Below are 17,005 nucleotides of genomic sequence, written 5' to 3'. Positions count from 1 at the left end.
TCGGTTACGATTCCGCCCAAGAGGCAGGAGACAAGGATCAACCAACCATGAGCGCCGACTACCCCATTGTTCGCGAGCCCTCCGACTACGAGCTCAACCGCAGCAACATGGCGAACTATATCCGCTGGCTCGAGGGCAAGGGCCATGGGCCGTTTCCCGACTACCACGCCCTGCACCGCTGGTCGGTGGACGACATCGAGCGGTTCTGGGAGAGCATCTGGGAATATACCGGCGTGCGGGCCACGCGGGGCTACGAGCGGGTCCTCGGTAGCCGCGAGATGCCCGGGGCGGAATGGTTCCCCGGGGCCCGGCTGAATTTCGCCGAGAACCTCCTGCGCGAGGCCCTCGAGGGGGACCCGGACCGGGTGGCGATCATCGAGCGCTCCGAGACCCGTCCCCGCGGGCAGCTCACCTACGGCGAGCTCCTCGGCGAGGTCGCCGGCCTGCAGCGTTTCCTTCGCGAGCGCGGTGTGGGCGTGGGCGACCGTGTCGCCGGCGTGGTGGCCAACACCTCGGAGGCGGTGATCGGGATGCTGGCCACCACCGGGCTCGGCGCCATCTGGTCCTCGGCGTCGCCGGATTTCGGCGTCAACGGTATCGAGGACCGCTTCGGCCAGATCGAGCCGAAGGTGCTGGTCGCGGTCAATGGCTACGGTTACAACGGCAAGACCTTTTCCCGGCTCGAGGAAATCCGCGAGCTGCGGCGCCGCATCCCCTCCATCGAGGCGGTGGTGATCATCTCCAATCTCGCGGAGGAGCCCATCCCCGACGAACCCGGAATGGTCTCCTGGGATGCCGCGGTGGCCGAGGGGCGTGGTGGCGAGGTGCACTTCGAGCAGCTGCCCTTCGACCATCCCATCTACATCGTCTACTCCTCCGGCACCACCGGGGTGCCCAAGTGCATCGTCCACGGCAGTGGCGGGGTGCTACTCCAGCACGCCAAGGAGCTCGAGCTCCACGGTGACATCAAGCGGGACGATACCTTCTTCTACTTCACCACCACCGGCTGGATGATGTGGAACTGGCTCGTCTCGGGGCTGCTGACCGGCGCCGAGCTGGTGCTCTTCGACGGCTCACCGGGCTATCCGAACCTGGATGTGCTCTGGCAGATGGCCGAGGACGAGGGGGTCACGCACTTCGGTACCAGCGCCAAGTTCCTCGGCGGCTGCCGCAATGCCGGGATGGCCCCGGGGGAGGACCACGACCTCTCCGCCCTGCGGGTGATCTTCTCCACCGGCTCGCCGCTGCTGCCGGAGGACTACGATTACGTCTATGAGCGCGTCCGCGCAGACTGCCTGCTCGGCTCCATATCCGGCGGCACGGATATCCTCTCCTGCTTCGTCGGCGCCTGCCCGATCCTGCCGGTGCGCCGCGGCGAGATCCAGTGCGCCATGCTCGGCATGGACGTGAAGGCGTTCAACGAACAGGGCCAGCCCGTGGTCAACGAGCGCGGCGAGCTGGTCTGCACCCAGCCGGCGCCGAGCATGCCGGTGAAGTTCTGGAACGACCCGGATTTCAAGCGCTACCGTGCCGCCTACTTCGAGACCTTCCCGGGGGTGTGGGCCCACGGGGATTTCATCAGCTTCCACGACAGCGGCGGTTGCGTGATCCACGGCCGCTCGGATGCGACCCTCAACCCGGGCGGCGTGCGCATCGGCACCGCCGAGATCTACCGCCAGGTAGAGACCATCGAGGAGATCGCCGACAGCATCGTCGTCGGCCAGCCCTGGAAGGATGATGTCCGGGTCGTATTGATGGTGGTGATGAACGAAGGCCAGGACCTGACCGAGGCGCTCAAGCGCAAGATCCGCAGCCGGGTCAAGGAGGGGGCGAGCCCCCGCCACGTGCCGGCAAAGATCGTGGCCGTCAGCCAAGTCCCCTACACCCGCAGCGGCAAGAAGGTGGAGCTGGCGGTGTCCAAGATCCTGCGGGGCGAGAAGGTGGAGAACCGCGAGGCCCTGGCCAACCCGGAATCTTTGGACGAGATCGCGGCCATCGACGAGCTGTTCCGCTAGGGGGCGGTCGTCCGCGAGGGGCGACCCCCCGCACTCGGGAAAAACCGCCAGGTGCGCGCGACGCCACGTGAAATACGTGATCTATCGCGTTGATCTTGCGTCTATTTCGCGCCCCCCGGTAGGACGGCCCCCCTACAGGGCGAAGACGAGGACCAGTGGGATCACGGCCAGCGACAACAGGTTCCCCATGGCGACGATAGAGGCCACCGCCTGGGGCTCCTGGTCGTAATGCTCGGAGAGCATGTAGTTGAGCACCGCCGGCGGCAGTGCGCCGAACAGCAGCAGCAGCCCCGCCAGGGGCTGCGGTGGCTGGAAGATCACCACCCAGGGCACGGCGATGGCCAGGCCGGTCAACGGTGCCAGCAGCCCGCCGCCGAGGCCGATACGCCAGTACGACAGATCGATCTCGGTGAGCCGGATCCCCAGGGCCACCAGCATCAAGGGGATAGCCACGTTGCCCAGCATCTCGATGCCCGGCAGTATCATCGCCGGGGCATGCCAGTCCATGGCCATGCACAGCAGGCCCGCCGCCGTGGCCGGGACCATGGGATTGCCGAGCAGCTGGGTGAGGCCCACCTTGCGGGTGAGCAGCCACAGGCCCACGGTGAAGTGCAGGGTGTTCTCCACGACGAACATCACCACCGCGATGGGCAGGGCGTGCTCACCGAAGCCGAATACCGCCAGCGGCAGCCCGAAATTGCCGGCATTGTTGAACATCGCCGGCGGCACCACCGTGCGGGAATCCCAGCCCACGCGCCGGGCGATGAGCCAGGCCAGCGGCCCGGAGCCGAGGATAATGGCGGCGGCACCCAGGGCCGCGCCGCCGAGGGTCAGGTCGGCGCCCATGCGCTCGGAGAGCACGAAGAAGATGAGCGCGGGCACGAACAGGTTGACGTTGAGCCGGTTCGCGGTGGACATATCCGCCGGGCGGATACGGCCGTAGACGAAGCCGACCAGGACCAGCCCGAAGACCGGGACGATGATCTCGAGGATGCGCAGGATCATGCCGGGCCCGCCGCGGCTCGCCTCCGCCCCGCCATGGTCCCTGTCGCCGGTCGACGCTCCACCGTATCGGCCTCCTGTATCCCTACCGAGCCCCCACGCCTATGATGAGGGGCGGCAATCCTAACCGTGAATGGCGCTTTTGGACAGTACCGGTAACAGCATGAGCGAACTGACCCATATCAACGAGCGCGGCGAGGCCCATATGGTGGACGTGGGCGATAAGGACACCACCCACCGGGTCGCAGTCGCCGAGGGCCGCATCCGTATGAGCGCGGAGGCCCTGTCCGCCCTGCAGGCCGGCAACGTGAAGAAGGGGGACGTACTCGCGGTGGCGCGGGTGGCCGGGATCATGGCGGCGAAGCGCACCGCGGAGGTGGTACCGCTTTGCCATCCCCTTCCGCTGACCCACGTCGCCGTGGACCTGGAGGCCGATCCCGCCGCCGGTGCGGTGCATTGCCGGGCGCGTACCGAAACCCACGGCAGTACCGGCGTCGAGATGGAGGCCCTCAATGCGGCGCAGGCTGCGCTGCTCACCGTCTACGACATGTGCAAGGCCTTGGACCGTGGCATGATCATCGACGGCGTGCGCCTGCGCCACAAGAGCGGTGGCCGCTCCGGGGACTGGAACGCCTAGAGCGTAGCGTCGATCTTCGCCGCCAGGATGAAGTCGTTCTCGTGGAGGCCGTTGATCTTGTGGGTCCAGATCTCCACCTCGACGTGGCCCCAGCCGAAGTGGATCTCCGGGTGGTGCTGCTCGGCCTCGGCGATCTCCCCGACCCGGTTGACGAAATCCAGGGCCTGCTGGAAGTTCCGGAAGCGAAACGCCCGACGCAGTCGCATGGGCTCGCCGGTGATCTCCCAGTCGGGGAGTTGTTCGCGGTGGCGTTCGGCCTCGTCGCGATCCATGGGCGGGATCCCGCCCTGGCAGGGGACACAGTGCTTCTCGCTCAGGCTCATCGCTGACCTCCGGTGCCGTAACTCTCCTTTCCTACCTTGGGGCAGAGCACAATGAATTCCAACGCCCCACGCTTGAGCCTCCGCGGCCCCGGCGGTACTGTGGTCTGACCAGAACGCACCGCAGAACCGGCATAATGACGGACAATGACCGACAACACCGGCCGCGGGTCGGCCTCTTCGTGACCTGCCTGGTGGACCTCTTCCGCCCGAGGGTCGGCTTCGCCAGCGTCCGGCTCCTCGAGCAGGCGGGCTGCGAGGTGGGGGTCCCCGAAGGCCAGACCTGTTGCGGCCAGCCGACCTACAACAACGGCGACCTGGACGATACCCGGGCCCTGGCCCAGCAGACCATCACCGCCTTCGAGGGTTACGACTACGTGGTCGGCCCCTCCGGCTCCTGTATCGGTCAGCTACGCAAGTACTCGGAGCTCTTCGACGACGACGATCCCTGGCGACGCCGGGCGGAGGCCCTGGCGGAGCGCAGTTGGGAGCTGCTGGCCTTCCTGGTGGATGTGTGCGATATGGAGGGGGTCACGGCGGAATTCCCGGCCGCGGTTACCTATCACGATAGCTGCTCGGGTCTGCGCCAGCTCGGGGTGCGGGGACAGCCCCGTAAACTGCTCTCCTCCGTGGACCGCCTCGAGTTCCGGGAGATGGCGGACACCGAAATCTGTTGCGGCTTTGGCGGCACGTTCTGCGTGAAATACCCGGAGATCTCCGAACGGCTGGTCGACGACAAGGCGGATCGTATCGTGGAATCCGGTGCCGATACGGTGCTCGCCGGCGACCTCGGTTGCCTGATGAACATCGCCGGACGGCTGCGCCGGCGCGGTGGCAGCGTCCGCGCCTTCCACACCGCCGAGGTACTCGCGGGCATGGGCGAGGGCCCGGCGATCGGCGAGGAGGAGAAGCGCTGATGGAGGCACGCACGCATACCTTCAAGGCCAACGCGCGGGCCGCATTGGCGGACGAAAACCTCCGCCAGGCCCTGGCCAAGGCCAAGGGGGGATTCGTCGGCAAGCGCACCGATGCGGTGGCGGCCTACCCGGATTTCGAGGCACTGCGTGAGCGCGGCGCGGCGATCAAGGACCACACCCTGGCCAACCTGGACCACTACCTCGCGCGCTTCTCTGCGGCGGTGACCGAGCGCGGCGGCAACGTCCACTACGCCATGGACGCCGCCGAGGCCCGTGACGCGATCCTGGGGATCTGCCGGGACGTCGAAGCACGGCGGGTGATCAAGTCCAAGACCATGGCCGGCGAGGAGATCGGGCTCAACGAGGCCCTGGAGCGCGAGTTCGAGTTGGTGGAGACGGATCTCGGCGAGTACATCATCCAGCTTGCCAAGGAGCCGCCGAGTCATATCATCGCGCCGGCGGTGCACAAGACCCGGGCCGAGATCACGCGGTTGTTCGACGAGCACCACCACCAGCGCTTCGACGGCCCGCTGCGGCCCGCCCCGGAGCTGGTGGCCGAGGCCCGCAAGGTCCTGCGCGAGAAATTCCTGAGTGCGGATGTCGGCATCAGCGGGGCCAACTTCCTGATCGCCGATACGGGCACGGTGACCCTGGTGACCAACGAGGGCAACGCCGATCTCGGCACGACGCGGCCGCGGGTGCATATCGTGATCGCCGGGATCGAGAAGCTCGTGCCCGGCACCGACGAGGCCTCGACGATGCTACGGCTGCTCGCCCGCAGCGCCACCGGCCAGGAGATCAGCGCCTATACCAGCTTCCTCACCGGCGCCAAGCGCCCCGAGGACCCGGATGGCCCGGACGAGTACCACGTAGTGCTGCTGGACAACGGCCGCACCGGCATGCTCGGCAATGAGTTCCGCCCCATGCTGCGCTGCATCCGTTGCGGGGCGTGCATGAATCACTGCCCGGTCTACAGCGCCATCGGCGGGCATGCCTACGGCTGGGTGTATCCCGGCCCCATGGGCAAGGTGCTCACGCCGATGTTCCGGGGCCTCGACGGCACGGTGGATCTGCCCAATGCCTGCACGCTCAACGGCCGCTGTGCCAGCGTTTGCCCGGTGAAGATCCCATTGCCCGATCTCATCCGGCGCCTGCGGGACTGGCAGTTCGATGCCGGCCTCGGCAGCCGCACCAGCCGGCTGGGGCTGCAGGCCTGGGCGTGGGTGGCCCGCCATCCCCGCCTCTATCACGGACTCACCCGGGTGGGGACACGGGCGTTGCGCCTGGTTGGAGGCCGTGGATCCGCCCGCCGTCTGCCCCTGGCCGGGGGCTGGACGGGCAGCCGTGACCTGCCGCTACCCGAGGGCTCGACCTTCCAGGCCGCCTGGCGGCGCGCCGGGAGGAAGGCGACATGACCGGCGAGGCGGATCGAATGATCGAGACCATCCGCCGTGCCCTCGGCCGCGGCAGTGCCCCCGATCCCGAGGCAGTGGAACGCGAGCGCCGCTCGATGATGGCACAACCGGCACCACGGCCGGCCTGGGAGGCGAACGACCGCGACCGCTTCCTTGCGCGCCTGGAGGCGGCCGCCGCTACCTGGGAGCCCATTGGCACCCCCGGAGCCCTACCCGGGGCCGTGTGTCGGTTCCTTGTCGAGCGCGGGGTGGCACCGCGCATACAGGTCGGGGCCGACCCGCGGCTCGCCGAGCTGGATTGGCCCTCGGAGGCGACGGTGATCGAGGGTCTGGAAGGCGCCGGCGACGCACCGGCTGCGGTGACGGTAGCGGTGGCCGGGATCGCCGAGACCGGCACCCTCGCCTTCACCTCGGGGCCGGACAATCCGGCGAGCCTGAATTTCCTGCCGGAGTATCACTTCGTGTTGCTGCCGGCGGAGTCCATCGTCGCCTACATGGAGGATGCCTGGGCGCGCGTCCACGCCGCCGGGTCCCTGCCACGGGGGGTGAATCTCGTCACCGGTCCGTCGCGGACCGGAGATGTGGAGCAGACCATCGAGCTCGGCGCCCATGGTCCGCGGAGCGTGCACGTGTTGTTGCTGGAACCCTGACCGGGGCGGTCAACCACCGTTCTTGTCGCGCGCCTTGGCACGCTGATAGGCGGCCTCCAGCGTCTCGAAACCGGCCCCCTCCAGGGGCTGATCCCGACCCTCGAGCTCCGCCTCGATGCCCTGGAAGCGACGCTCGAATTTGGCGTTGGCGTCGCGCAGGGCCTGCTCCGGGTCCACCCCAAGGTGGCGCCCGAGGTTGGCCATGGCGAAGAGCAGGTCGCCATACTCCTCGGCCATGGCGGCGTCGTCCGCCGCCGCCATGGCCTCCTCCAGCTCGCCGGCCTCCTCGCGGATCTTCGCCAAAACCGGCGTCGCCTCCGGCCAGTCGAAACCCACCCGGGCGGCACGTTTCTGCAGCTTGGCGCTGCGGCTGAGCGCCGGCAGAGCCAGCGGCACGTCGTCGAGGAGACCCGGCGCCCGGCCCTGGCGGCGGGCGCGCTGGTTGCGCTCGACGGCCTTGATCGCCTCCCAGGAACCCGACTGGCTGGCTGCGTCGCGTTCGGCTGCGCCGCCAAAGACGTGAGGATGGCGGCGGACGAGTTTGTCGGCCACCCCGGCGGCCACCTGCTGGAAATCGAAGCGGCCCTCCTCCTCGGCCAGCCGGGCGTAGAAGACCACCTGAAAGAGCACGTCGCCGAGCTCCGAGCGCAATGCCTCGTCGTCACTACCGTGCTCGATGGCATCGGCCAGCTCATAGGCCTCCTCCAGGGTGTGGGGGACGATGCTGCGCCAGTCCTGGGCGAGATCCCAGGGACAGCCGGTCTCCGGGTCGCGAAGGGCGGCCATGACCGCCAGCAGTCGATCCATGGGGCTGTGACTCATCGTGACTCGGCGCCTCCGAAGCCGCTGGTGTGGACGCTTGCCTGTCCGGGCGGCCAGAATAAGCGAAACACGCATCCGATAACCACAATGCGGCCGGTCCCCGCCCCGGCCGGGCAGCAGCAGAGAGGATTGTCGTGGCTAAACCCGTAACGCCCGCCACCCCCAAGGGGGAAAGGACCCGTCAGCGACTGCTCGAGGCGGCGGAGGAGGAATTCGGCGAACGCGGCTTCCACAACGCCTCGATCAGCAACATCACCAAGCGCGCCGGGGTAGCCCAGGGCACCTTCTACATCTACTTCGCCTCCAAGGAGGCGATACTCCGAGCGCTTGTCGAACACATGAGCCAGGAGTTGCGGCGCAGCCAGAGCGAGGCGGTCAGCGACTGCACCGACCGCATCGAGGCGGAGCGCACCGGCTTCCGACAGTTCCTGCGCTTCGCGCTGGAGCACAAGAATCTCTACCGCATCGTCATGCAGTCACAGTTCGTCGACCGCGACATCCACCGCCAGTACTACGAGCGGCTGCTCTCCGGTTACGAGCATCGCATCGCCGAGGCTCAAAGCCGCGGGGAGGTGCGTCAGGGCGATCCGAAGGCGCTCGCGTGGGCGCTGATCGGCATGACCTACTTCTTCGGCATCCGCTACGCGAACTGGGAGGGCCGCCTGCCCGAGGAATCCGTGGTGGAGACGGTGCTCGATTTCATCGAGGCCGGCCTTCGCCCCCCGGCGGAGGACGAGACCTCCCGCTGAATGCCGCCCCGCCGGGTCAGCGGCGCTGGTACTGCCCCTCGCCGAAGAGCAGGCGCTTCGCCTCCTCGTCGAAGCCCTGCTGTCGGGCCTCGGCGAGCACGGCCACGCCGCGCTGCACCGCCTCCCGCGCGTCCATCGCCTGGTACCAGCGCTTGAGATTCGGGTAGTCGTCGAGGTCCTGACCCTGGTTGCGGTGCGGCCGGATCCAGGGGAAGGCGGCGATGTCGGCGACGCTGTACTCCTCACCCGCCAACCAGGCATGCGCGGCGAGCTGGCGATCCATTACCCGATAGAGGCGCCCCGCCTCATTGGTGTAGCGATCGTGGGCGTACTGGATATGTTTGGGCGCGTAGTTGCGGAAGTGGTGGGCCTGGCCAAGCATGGGGCCGAGCCCACCCATCTGGAACATCAGCCACTCCATGACCCGATAGCGCGCCTCACCAGAGGCGGGCAGGAGCCGACCCGTCTTCTCCGCCAGATACAACAGTATGGCGCCGGACTCGAAGACACTGAACGGCCGCCCCTCCGGACCCTCCTGGTCGACGATGGCGGGGATCTTGTTGTTCGGGCTGATGCGCAGGAACTCCTCCCCGAACTGATCCCCCTTGCCAATGTTGATGGCGTGGACGCGGTAATCCAGGTCGAGCTCTTCCAGGGCGATATGCACCTTGTGTCCGTTCGGGGTGGGCCAACTGTAGACGTCGATCATCGTTGCTCCTCGTTTCCTTCGTTGCCGTTGGGGCAGGCGCTGGGCAGCGTCCCACGTTCCAGTCCCTCCAGGAGGCAGGTGGCCAGACGACGCGTCCGCGCCTCCCGACGAGCGTCCGCCGGTAACCCCTCGCGCGCGCCGAGCAGGTTTTCCACGGCCATTCGCAGCTGCACCAGTCCCAGGTTATGTCGCGCACGGGCGAGCTCGGGAGCCGTCTCCAGCGCCGCCTGGTAGGCCCGCTCGGCCGCCGGCAGCTCGCCGAGCTCCGTCCGTGCGTTGCCCAGGCGATACCAGGCATGGGGATCCCGGGGCGCGCGTTCCAGATATCGCTGGTAACCGCGGGCCGCGGATCGCCACTGGTTCGCCTCGTAGGCGGCATCCGCCGCTTCCCGGCCGGGACCCGCCGTCAGGGTCGCACAGCCGGCCAGCAACACCGGCGCAAGCAGGGCAAATGTCACGGCGCGGGCGATGCCGTGACGCCGCGAATGTTTTACCATGGCATTCCCGCAGGCGGCTGTACGAAAGACCACGCACCCATGTCCGATCCCCTGATCCACCGGCGGCCCAGCGTACCCGTCGATGTCGGCGGCGTCACCGTCGGCGGCGAAGCGCCCATCGTGGTCCAGTCCATGACCAACACCGACACGGCCGATGAGGTCGGCACCGCCGTACAAGTGGCGGATCTGGCCCGCGCCGGCTCGGAGCTGGTGCGCATCACGGTCAACAACGAGGCGGCCGCGGAGGCCGTGCCGGCCATCCGCCAGCGCCTCGACGACATGGGTCTGGACGTCCCGTTGGTGGGGGACTTCCATTTCAACGGCCACCGCCTGCTCAGCCGTTACCCGGCCTGCGCCGAGGCTCTGGCAAAGCTCCGTATCAATCCGGGCAATGTGGGCAAGGGCCGGCGGCGGGATCCGCAGTTCGCCACCATGATCGAGATCGCCCGCGACCTGGATAAACCCGTGCGCATCGGCGTCAACTGGGGCAGCCTGGACCAGGACCTGCTGGCGACGATGATGGACGACAACGCCCGCCGTTCCGAGCCCCTGCCCCCGGAGGCGGTAATGCGGCAGGCGGTGGTGCGTTCGGCGTTGGACAGCGCGGAGAAGGCCGAGGCGCTCGGCCTGCCCCACGACCGCATCATCCTCTCCTGCAAGATGAGCGTGGTCCAGGACCTCATCGCCGTGTACACGGACCTGGCCGCGCGCTGCGATCACCCCCTGCACCTTGGCCTCACCGAGGCCGGCATGGGCTCGAAGGGCATCGTCGCCTCCTCGGCGGCGATGGCAGTGCTGCTGCAGCAAGGCATCGGCGACACCATACGGGTCTCGCTGACCCCGGAGCCCGGCGAGTCCCGCACCCGGGAGGTGGTGGTCGCCCAGGAGTTGCTCCAGACCATGGGCCTGCGCGCCTTCGCGCCCCTGGTCACGGCCTGCCCCGGCTGTGGGCGCACCACCAGCACCTTCTTCCAGGAGCTCGCCGGGCAGATCCAGGCCCATGTCCGCGAGCGCATGCCCGAGTGGCGGCGACGCTATCCCGGCGTTGAGGCGATGACTCTGGCGGTGATGGGCTGTGTGGTCAACGGCCCCGGCGAGAGCCGCAATGCCAACGTGGGCATCAGCCTGCCCGGTACCGGTGAGAAACCGGTGGCCCCGGTCTACGTGGACGGCGAGAAGACTGTCACCCTGAAGGGAGAGCGCATCGGCGAGGAGTTCGTCGCCATCGTCGAGGAGTACGTCGCCCGGCGCTACGGCGGCGACGTATCCTCCTGAAGCGCATGTAGCTTGTCGGTGACCTCGACCCAGGCATCGGCGTCCGGCGGTGGCGCCTTTGGCTCGGTGATCACCGGCCACTGCCGCGAAAGCCGGGCGTTGATCTCCAGGAACCGTTCCTGGCCGGCGGGCAGTCGGTCGTCGGCATGGATCGCGTCCACCGGGCACTCAGTCACGCACAGGGCGCAGTCGATGCATTCCTCCGGGTCGATGACCAGGAAGTTCGGTCCCTCATGGAAACAGTCCACCGGGCAGACGGCCACACAGTCCGTGTACCGGCAGCCGATACAGGGCTCGGTGACCACATAGGTCATCGCCGCGACTCCAGCGCCGGGGCACTGCGCTCGGCGAGCGCGCCACAAACCTCGCAGCGCCAGCGCCCCCCCTGGTACTGGCGGGCCAGGGTCTCGCGAATCTGCGGCCGTTCCACGAAATCCGCAAGGCTGAGCCGGTCGAGGTAGTCATCGAGCCGCGTGGAGAGATGCGCCCACAGCGCCCGGGTCAGGGCGCTACCCCGCGGCCCGCCCCGGCTGTCGTTGTCCATGACCCGGATGATCTCGCCGATGGCGAGGTCCTCGGGGTCACGGGTGAGGCGGTAGCCACCACCGGGGCCCGGTATGCCCTGGACCAGCCCGGCACGGCGGAGCCGAGTGAAGATCTGGTCCACGTAGGATACCGAGATGCCCTGACAGACGGAGATCTCCGCCAGTGGCACCGGCTGTCGCCCGCCGTGAATGGCCAGGTGCAGCAGCGCGCTCACCGCATAGCGGCTCTTGGTGGAGAGTCGCAGCATCCTCAGGTCTCCTCGAAGGGCGCTACCGTGTGCCCATGGTTCACCGGACCGTGGCCATGGCCGAGCACCGGGGCCGTCTCCAGGGCCCGCTGCAGATAGGCCCGGCCACGTGCCACCGCCGCCGGCAGCTCACGACCCGCGGCTAGCCCCGCAGCGATGGCCGACGCCAGCGTGCAACCGGTGCCGTGGGTGTTGGTGGTCTCAATCCGCGGGTAACGAAGCACCGTCACCCCCGCGGCGCTCGCGAGGACGTCGACGACCTCGTCACCCTCGGCGTGCCCACCCTTGACGAGTGCCGCGGCACAACCCATGGCCCGCAGGGCCTCGGCCGCTTCCCGCTGGTCCGCCTCCCCCCTCACCGAGTCGCCCAGCAAGACTTCCGCCTCCGGGATGTTCGGGGTGATCAGGGTCGCCCGGGGCAACAACTCCCCGACGAGGGCCGCGATGGCGGCCTCCTGCAACAGGCGGTCACCACTCTGAGCGATCATCACCGGGTCGACCACCACCGGGATCGTTACCCGATTCTTATCCAGTCTATCACATACCGCTTCTATCACCGCGGTGTCGTGGAGCATTCCCGTTTTGACGCAATCGGTACCGATATCGGTGAGGACCGCGTCCATCTGCTCCCCAATGAACTCCGCCGGGACCGGGTACACGCCCTGTACGCCTAGGGTGTTCTGGGCCGTGAGCGCGGTGATGGCGGTGGTGGCGTAGGCGCCCAGGCTGGTGGTTGCCTTGATGTCCGCCTGGATTCCAGCGCCGCCGCCGGAATCGGAACCTGCGATGATCAGCACACGGGGTGGGGCCATGATCCTCTCGTCTCCCGTCACTCGGGGCTTACCGGTGCCGCCAGCCGGGCGCGGTCGATCTTGCCCGTCCCGGTACGCGGCAGCGCCCGGCACCAATGATAACGCCTAGGATGCTTGAACCGGGCCAGTCGTGGCTCGAGCCATTGCCCGAGCTCCTCCGCGTCGGGTCGCCCGGAACCGGCGGGCACCAGCAGCGCCGCGGCTACCTGCCCCCAGCGCGGATCGGACTCGGGATAGACCGCCGCCTCCGCCACCGCCGGATGCCCACCGAGAACCGCCTCGATCTCCTCCGGCGCGATGTTCTCGCCCCCGCTGACGAACATGTTATCCGCCCGGCCCACGAGATACACCCGGCCGTCCGGTTCCTCGCGCGCGAGGTCGCCGGTATGGACCCAGCCGTCGTCATCGAGCACGCGGGCGGTGCGCTCGGGGTCGCCCACGTAGCCGTCGAAGCTGTGCGGGCTGCGCAGCCAGAGCTCGCCGGCAGACCCGTCCGCGGCATCGGCCCCGTGGGCGTCGACGATGCGGTAATCGCAGTGCATGAGCGCGGTCCCGATGCTCTGGGAGTGACGCGCCAGGGACTCCGGGTCGCCCTCCCGGGCGAGATGGATGAAATTGGACGGGCCGGCCTCGGTCTGCCCGTAGGACTGCCCTACGGCGATCCCCCGCTGCCGGAACGGGGCCATGGTGACGTCGCTGCAGGGCGCCCCGGCGGTGGTGATCGCCTGGAGGCTGGCGAGATCGGTGCTTGCGAAAGCGGGATGCTCGGCGATGGCCGTGAGCATCGCCTCCACGGCCCCGAAATGGTTGATCCGGTAGCGGGCGATGGTCTCGAGCACCGCCCCGGGATCGAACGCCGGGAGCAACACCACGCAGCCGCCGGCGTGGAGTACCGGGGTGACCGTGTTCCAGCCGCCGATGTGGCCGAAGGGGAAGATCACCAGCTCCCGGCGACGGCCCAGGCCCTCGGGATTCGCCGCGATGAGCTCGAAGGAGTTCCACAGCATCTGCCGGTGGGAGATGACGCAAAGCTTGGGCGTGCCCGTGCTGCCGCCGGTGTGGACATAAAGGAACGGGTCGTTGAGCCGGAGTGGCCGGTTCACGGGCCGGATCGGGACCACAGGCTCCGCCGCGAGGGTCGACTCGTCCAGCCACCACCACGGCAGCTCGAGCTGCGGCCAGCCCGCCACCACCGTATCCAGTTGTGGGTCCGCCAGCACCGCCCGGGCCCCGCTGCGGCGGATCAACTCGCCCATGTCCGCCGCCGTGAGGCGGTGACTCACAGGGACCAGCACCGTGCCGGTCTTGCCGCAGGCCAGGTACAGGCAAAGCGCCTCCACACGATTGGCGCTGATCAGTGCCACCCGATCACCCACCCCGACACCGATGCTGTCCTCCAGCCACACGGCGACGCGGGTGACCGCGTCATCGAGCTCCTCGAACGACCAGTAGCGGCCCGTGGCCCCGTCGATCACCGCCGTGCGATCCGGGGTCAGCACCGCGCGGCGACCACTGTAATCGCCCACCCAAGCCATGGGGCGGTCATTGCTGTCTTCGAGCATGGAAGCCCTCCCGGTCAGTGTCGCGGCCTTGCCAGAGACCACCGCCCTGTGCGTAAGATCCGGGCGCATATTGGATACCGGAGGCCTCCATGGATCAACTCCAGCCCCTCGTCGATATCGGCGTGAACCTCACCCACCGGCGTTTCAACTCCGACCGTGACCAGGTCATCGAACGGGCCCATGCCGCCGGTGTGGTGGCAATGGTCCTTACCGGGGTCGACGCCGACGGCTCGGCGGCGGCCGCGGAGCTCGCCGGGACACTGCCCGTAGCGGCCAGCACCGCCGGCGTGCACCCCCACCACGCCAAGCACTGGGATCGGGAAACGGAGTCCCTGATCCGCGAGCTCGGCGGCCGTACCCAGGTGGTGGCGATCGGCGAGGCCGGCCTGGACTTCAACCGCGACTTCTCGCCACGGCCGCAGCAGGAAGAGGCCTTCGCGGCGCAATTGGAGCTCGCCGCCGAGCTGCGGCTGCCGGTGTTCCTCCACCAGCGCGATGCCGCCGAGCGATTCACCGCTATCCTTGCGGACTACCGCGACGCCTTGCCCGGTGTGGTGGTGCACTGCTTCACCGATGGGCGCGAGGTCCTCTTCCCGCTGCTGGACCTGGACTGCCACCTGGGCGTTACCGGTTGGGTCTGCGACGAGCGTCGCGGCAGTGCCTTGCGCGAGTGCCTGCCGAGCATCCCGGCGGAGCGGCTGATGGTGGAGACTGATGCCCCGTTCCTGCCGCCGCGGGATCTCGATCCGAAACCTCCGCAGGGGCGCAACGAGCCGGCCTTTCTGCCCCATATCGCCCGCCGCGTGGCCGCGCTTCGGGGCGACGACCCGCAGCGGCTGGCCGAGGGCACCACCGCCAACGCCCGCACCTTCTTCGGCCTGGAGATCCCGGATCAGGCCGCCTGATCGACATGCCCCAGCGCCTCGGTGATCACCGTGGCGTCGGCATCGCGCCGGGGGCCGTGCTCGCTCAAGTGCCGGCGCCAGGCCCTTGCACCCGGGAGCCCTTGATATAGCCCCACCAAGTGGCGGGTCATGCGCGACAGCCGCTCCCCGGCTGCCAGCTCCGCGGCGACGTAGTCCGCGTATGCGCGGGCCACGGCCTGGCGGGACGGCGGCGGTGTCGCCTCGCCAAAGATGCGGCGGTCCGCCTCCGCCAGCATATAGGGGTCCTGATAGGCGGCACGTCCGATCATCACCCCGTCGAGCCGGACCAGTTGCCCCTCCGCGGCATCCAGATCGGCGATCCCGCCATTGACGATGACCTCCAGCCCCGGGAAATCGCCCTTCAGGCGCGCGACCCGGGCGTGGTCCAGGGGCGGGATGGTGCGATTCTCCTTGGGGCTGAGCCCACCGAGCCACGCCTTGCGGGCATGGACCGTGATGCTGCGGCAGCCGGCCTCGGCAACCGCCTCCACGAAACGGGCTAGGAAATCGTAGTTGTCCTGGTGATCGATGCCGACGCGGGTCTTCACCGTAACCGGCAGGGTCGTCGCCGCCCGCATCGTGGCCACCAGTCTGGCTACCAGGGCCGGCTCCGCCATCAGGCACGCCCCGAAGCGCCCGGAGCGAACGCGGTCACTGGGACAACCGCAATTGAGGTTCACCTCGTCGTAGCCCCAGGCCTCGGCAAGGCCGGCGCCATGGGCGAGCTGCTCCGGCTCCGCGCCGCCGAGCTGCAGCGCCACCGGATGCTCGTCGGGGTGGAAGCGCAGAAAGCGTTCCGCCTTCCCGTGCCAAAGGGCCTGGGCGGGCACCATCTCCGTATACAGCAGCGTACGGCGGCTGAGCAGCCGCGCAAGGTAACGGAAGTGCCGATCGGTCCAGTCCATCATCGGCGCCACGGACAGGCGACGGTCCGGTATCATTGCGGGTATCAGTCGGTTGCGGCCGGTAACGGCGACAGAGTCTAGCATTTCCGGGCAGCTCCCGAGCGGGGTTGGTAGAATCCCGCGGTCTCGTTCCAGCAAGGGGTGGCAATGAAGGCGACGGACATCGAGCTCTACACTACTGATGGCTGTTGCCTCTGCGAGCAGGCGGAAGACCTGCTGCGGCCGGTGGCCGGCCGTCTGGGTGTACGGGTGAGCGCGCGGGATGTCCTCGACCAACCGGCATGGGAGCACGCCTACGCCGAGCGCATCCCCGTCCTGCGTCGGCCGGACACCGGCGCCGAGCTGGGCTGGCCCTTTGACGCCGCGGCATTGTACCGGTTCCTCCTGTGATCCGACTCATCCGAACCCTCACGGCAGCGCTACTGCTCACGGTGGGGCCCGCCACTGCAGCCACCGGCGCAGGCCCGGCGCAAGCCTGGGTGCTAGTGGATACCGCTGCCGATCGCCTGGAGGTGCGCGCCGGTGAAGAGGAGGTGCTTGCGGTGATGGATAACCTCGCCCTCGGCCGAGGTGGCGTCTCCGACCTGCATCTCTATGGCGATCAGACGACCCCGCGTGGGGAGTACCGGGTCACGCGGATCGACCCTTCCAGCCGCTTCCACGTCTTCATCGGCCTGGACTATCCGACGGTGCACCACCTCAACCTCGCTCGGCGGCGTGGTGTCCTCGACGAGGCGCGCTATCACGAGCTCCTGGATCTCGCCTATGATCGCGGCACCCTACCCCAGGATACCGAGCTCGGCGGCTACATAGGCCTGCACGGTGTCGGCCGCGGTGACCCGGAGATCCATGAACGCTTCCACTGGACCGAGGGCTGCGTGGCGCTCACCGACGAGCAGATCGGTGAGTTGCTCCGCTACGTCCGGCGCGGCACCCGCGTGGTGATCCGCTAAGCACCCGCGGGCACCTTCAGGCCTTGCATGGGATACCGGGAAACGT

Annotated in this window: 20 protein-coding genes; 10 read left to right on the top strand and 10 right to left on the bottom strand. The window is 68.5% G+C overall.

The features are described from left to right. Positions 1–47 precede the first annotated feature (47 nt). Positions 48–2,015 carry an acetoacetate--CoA ligase gene (locus ACQ754_RS02475; protein WP_440995401.1) on the top strand — a complete coding sequence of 656 codons (1,968 nt, stop codon included), beginning with the start codon at positions 48–50 and terminating at the stop codon, positions 2,013–2,015. Between the two features lie 132 nt (positions 2,016–2,147). Here the strand turns inward: ACQ754_RS02475 and ACQ754_RS02470 are convergent, their stop codons facing one another. After that, the gene (locus tag ACQ754_RS02470; RefSeq protein ID WP_440995400.1) at positions 2,148–3,020 is read right to left on the bottom strand and encodes an AEC family transporter; all 873 of its coding nucleotides are present in this window, start codon (positions 3,018–3,020) and stop codon (positions 2,148–2,150) included. 160 nt (positions 3,021–3,180) lie between these two features. On the opposite strand from ACQ754_RS02470, the gene moaC reads away from it, so the two are divergent. After that, positions 3,181–3,654, top strand: coding sequence for a cyclic pyranopterin monophosphate synthase MoaC (moaC, locus tag ACQ754_RS02465; RefSeq protein ID WP_440995399.1), 474 nt, complete (start codon positions 3,181–3,183; stop codon positions 3,652–3,654). Here moaC and ACQ754_RS02460 read toward each other — a convergent pair. Further along, a complete protein-coding gene (locus tag ACQ754_RS02460; RefSeq protein ID WP_440995398.1) occupies positions 3,651–3,977 on the bottom strand; it encodes a 4a-hydroxytetrahydrobiopterin dehydratase in 327 nt (108 codons plus the stop codon). The two genes, moaC and ACQ754_RS02460, sit on opposite strands and share 4 nt — an antisense overlap. A 134-nt stretch (positions 3,978–4,111) precedes the next feature. Between ACQ754_RS02460 and ACQ754_RS02455 the strand changes: the two genes are divergently transcribed. The 3 genes from ACQ754_RS02455 to ACQ754_RS02445 are packed head-to-tail and all read left to right on the top strand — an operon-like array spanning position 4,112 to position 6,956. Continuing rightward, the gene (locus ACQ754_RS02455; protein WP_440995397.1) at positions 4,112–4,891 is read left to right on the top strand and encodes a (Fe-S)-binding protein; all 780 of its coding nucleotides are present in this window, start codon (positions 4,112–4,114) and stop codon (positions 4,889–4,891) included. After that, a complete protein-coding gene (locus ACQ754_RS02450) occupies positions 4,891–6,306 on the top strand; it encodes a LutB/LldF family L-lactate oxidation iron-sulfur protein (protein WP_440995396.1) in 1,416 nt (471 codons plus the stop codon). The genes ACQ754_RS02455 and ACQ754_RS02450 overlap by 1 nt, the downstream gene beginning before the upstream one ends. Beyond that, complete coding sequence (locus tag ACQ754_RS02445; protein ID WP_440995395.1) at positions 6,303–6,956, top strand: LutC/YkgG family protein; 654 nt, start codon at positions 6,303–6,305, stop codon at positions 6,954–6,956. The genes ACQ754_RS02450 and ACQ754_RS02445 overlap by 4 nt, the downstream gene beginning before the upstream one ends. A 9-nt stretch (positions 6,957–6,965) precedes the next feature. Here ACQ754_RS02445 and mazG read toward each other — a convergent pair whose 3' ends face one another. Continuing rightward, entirely contained in the window at positions 6,966–7,778 is an 813-nt protein-coding gene (gene mazG / locus ACQ754_RS02440; protein ID WP_440995394.1) for a nucleoside triphosphate pyrophosphohydrolase, read from the bottom strand. Positions 7,779–7,912: 134 nt separating this feature from the next. On the opposite strand from mazG, the gene ACQ754_RS02435 reads away from it, so the two are divergent. Continuing rightward, positions 7,913–8,527 carry a TetR/AcrR family transcriptional regulator gene (locus tag ACQ754_RS02435; RefSeq protein ID WP_440995393.1) on the top strand — a complete coding sequence of 205 codons (615 nt, stop codon included), beginning with the start codon at positions 7,913–7,915 and terminating at the stop codon, positions 8,525–8,527. A gap of 16 nt (positions 8,528–8,543) precedes the next feature. Here the strand turns inward: ACQ754_RS02435 and ACQ754_RS02430 are convergent, their stop codons facing one another. Next, positions 8,544–9,236 (bottom strand): glutathione binding-like protein, encoded by a 693-nt coding sequence (locus ACQ754_RS02430; RefSeq protein WP_440995392.1) that lies wholly within the window; start codon positions 9,234–9,236, stop codon positions 8,544–8,546. Beyond that, positions 9,233–9,733 (bottom strand): tetratricopeptide repeat protein, encoded by a 501-nt coding sequence (locus ACQ754_RS02425; protein WP_440995391.1) that lies wholly within the window; start codon positions 9,731–9,733, stop codon positions 9,233–9,235. The genes ACQ754_RS02430 and ACQ754_RS02425 overlap by 4 nt, the downstream gene beginning before the upstream one ends. Positions 9,734–9,772: 39 nt before the next feature. On the opposite strand from ACQ754_RS02425, the gene ispG reads away from it, so the two are divergent. After that, complete coding sequence (gene ispG / locus ACQ754_RS02420; protein WP_440995390.1) at positions 9,773–11,008, top strand: flavodoxin-dependent (E)-4-hydroxy-3-methylbut-2-enyl-diphosphate synthase; 1,236 nt, start codon at positions 9,773–9,775, stop codon at positions 11,006–11,008. On the opposite strand, the gene fdxA is transcribed toward ispG, so the two are convergent. Genes fdxA through ACQ754_RS02400 form a run of 4 tightly spaced genes read right to left on the bottom strand, consistent with a single transcriptional unit; the run spans position 10,984 to position 14,175 of the window. Further along, the gene (gene fdxA, locus ACQ754_RS02415; protein ID WP_440995389.1) at positions 10,984–11,322 is read right to left on the bottom strand and encodes a ferredoxin FdxA; all 339 of its coding nucleotides are present in this window, start codon (positions 11,320–11,322) and stop codon (positions 10,984–10,986) included. The two genes, ispG and fdxA, sit on opposite strands and share 25 nt — an antisense overlap. Next, entirely contained in the window at positions 11,319–11,798 is a 480-nt protein-coding gene (locus ACQ754_RS02410) for an Rrf2 family transcriptional regulator (protein WP_440995657.1), read from the bottom strand. Before ACQ754_RS02410 ends, fdxA begins: the two co-directional genes overlap by 4 nt. A 5-nt stretch (positions 11,799–11,803) precedes the next feature. After that, entirely contained in the window at positions 11,804–12,613 is an 810-nt protein-coding gene (gene thiD / locus ACQ754_RS02405; RefSeq protein WP_440995388.1) for a bifunctional hydroxymethylpyrimidine kinase/phosphomethylpyrimidine kinase, read from the bottom strand. Between the two features lie 17 nt (positions 12,614–12,630). Further along, the gene (locus tag ACQ754_RS02400) at positions 12,631–14,175 is read right to left on the bottom strand and encodes a class I adenylate-forming enzyme family protein (protein ID WP_440995387.1); all 1,545 of its coding nucleotides are present in this window, start codon (positions 14,173–14,175) and stop codon (positions 12,631–12,633) included. Between the two features lie 89 nt (positions 14,176–14,264). Between ACQ754_RS02400 and ACQ754_RS02395 the strand changes: the two genes are divergently transcribed. After that, positions 14,265–15,080 (top strand): TatD family hydrolase, encoded by an 816-nt coding sequence (locus tag ACQ754_RS02395; RefSeq protein ID WP_440995386.1) that lies wholly within the window; start codon positions 14,265–14,267, stop codon positions 15,078–15,080. Here the strand turns inward: ACQ754_RS02395 and dusA are convergent. Continuing rightward, the gene (dusA, locus tag ACQ754_RS02390) at positions 15,068–16,042 is read right to left on the bottom strand and encodes a tRNA dihydrouridine(20/20a) synthase DusA (protein ID WP_440995385.1); all 975 of its coding nucleotides are present in this window, start codon (positions 16,040–16,042) and stop codon (positions 15,068–15,070) included. The two genes, ACQ754_RS02395 and dusA, sit on opposite strands and share 13 nt — an antisense overlap. 111 nt (positions 16,043–16,153) lie before the next feature. Between dusA and ACQ754_RS02385 the strand changes: the two genes are divergently transcribed. Next, a complete protein-coding gene (locus ACQ754_RS02385; RefSeq protein WP_440995384.1) occupies positions 16,154–16,396 on the top strand; it encodes a glutaredoxin family protein in 243 nt (80 codons plus the stop codon). After that, positions 16,393–16,959, top strand: coding sequence for a L,D-transpeptidase family protein (locus tag ACQ754_RS02380; RefSeq protein WP_440995383.1), 567 nt, complete (start codon positions 16,393–16,395; stop codon positions 16,957–16,959). Before ACQ754_RS02385 ends, ACQ754_RS02380 begins: the two co-directional genes overlap by 4 nt. Positions 16,960–17,005: the final 46 nt, after the last annotated feature.

The sequence above is a fragment of the Arhodomonas sp. SL1 genome, assembly GCF_052060015.1.
GTDB lineage: Bacteria > Pseudomonadota > Gammaproteobacteria > Nitrococcales > Nitrococcaceae > Arhodomonas.
The sequence above is the reverse complement of the archived record's forward strand: the minus strand, read 5'-3'. Positions and strand labels throughout refer to the sequence as shown.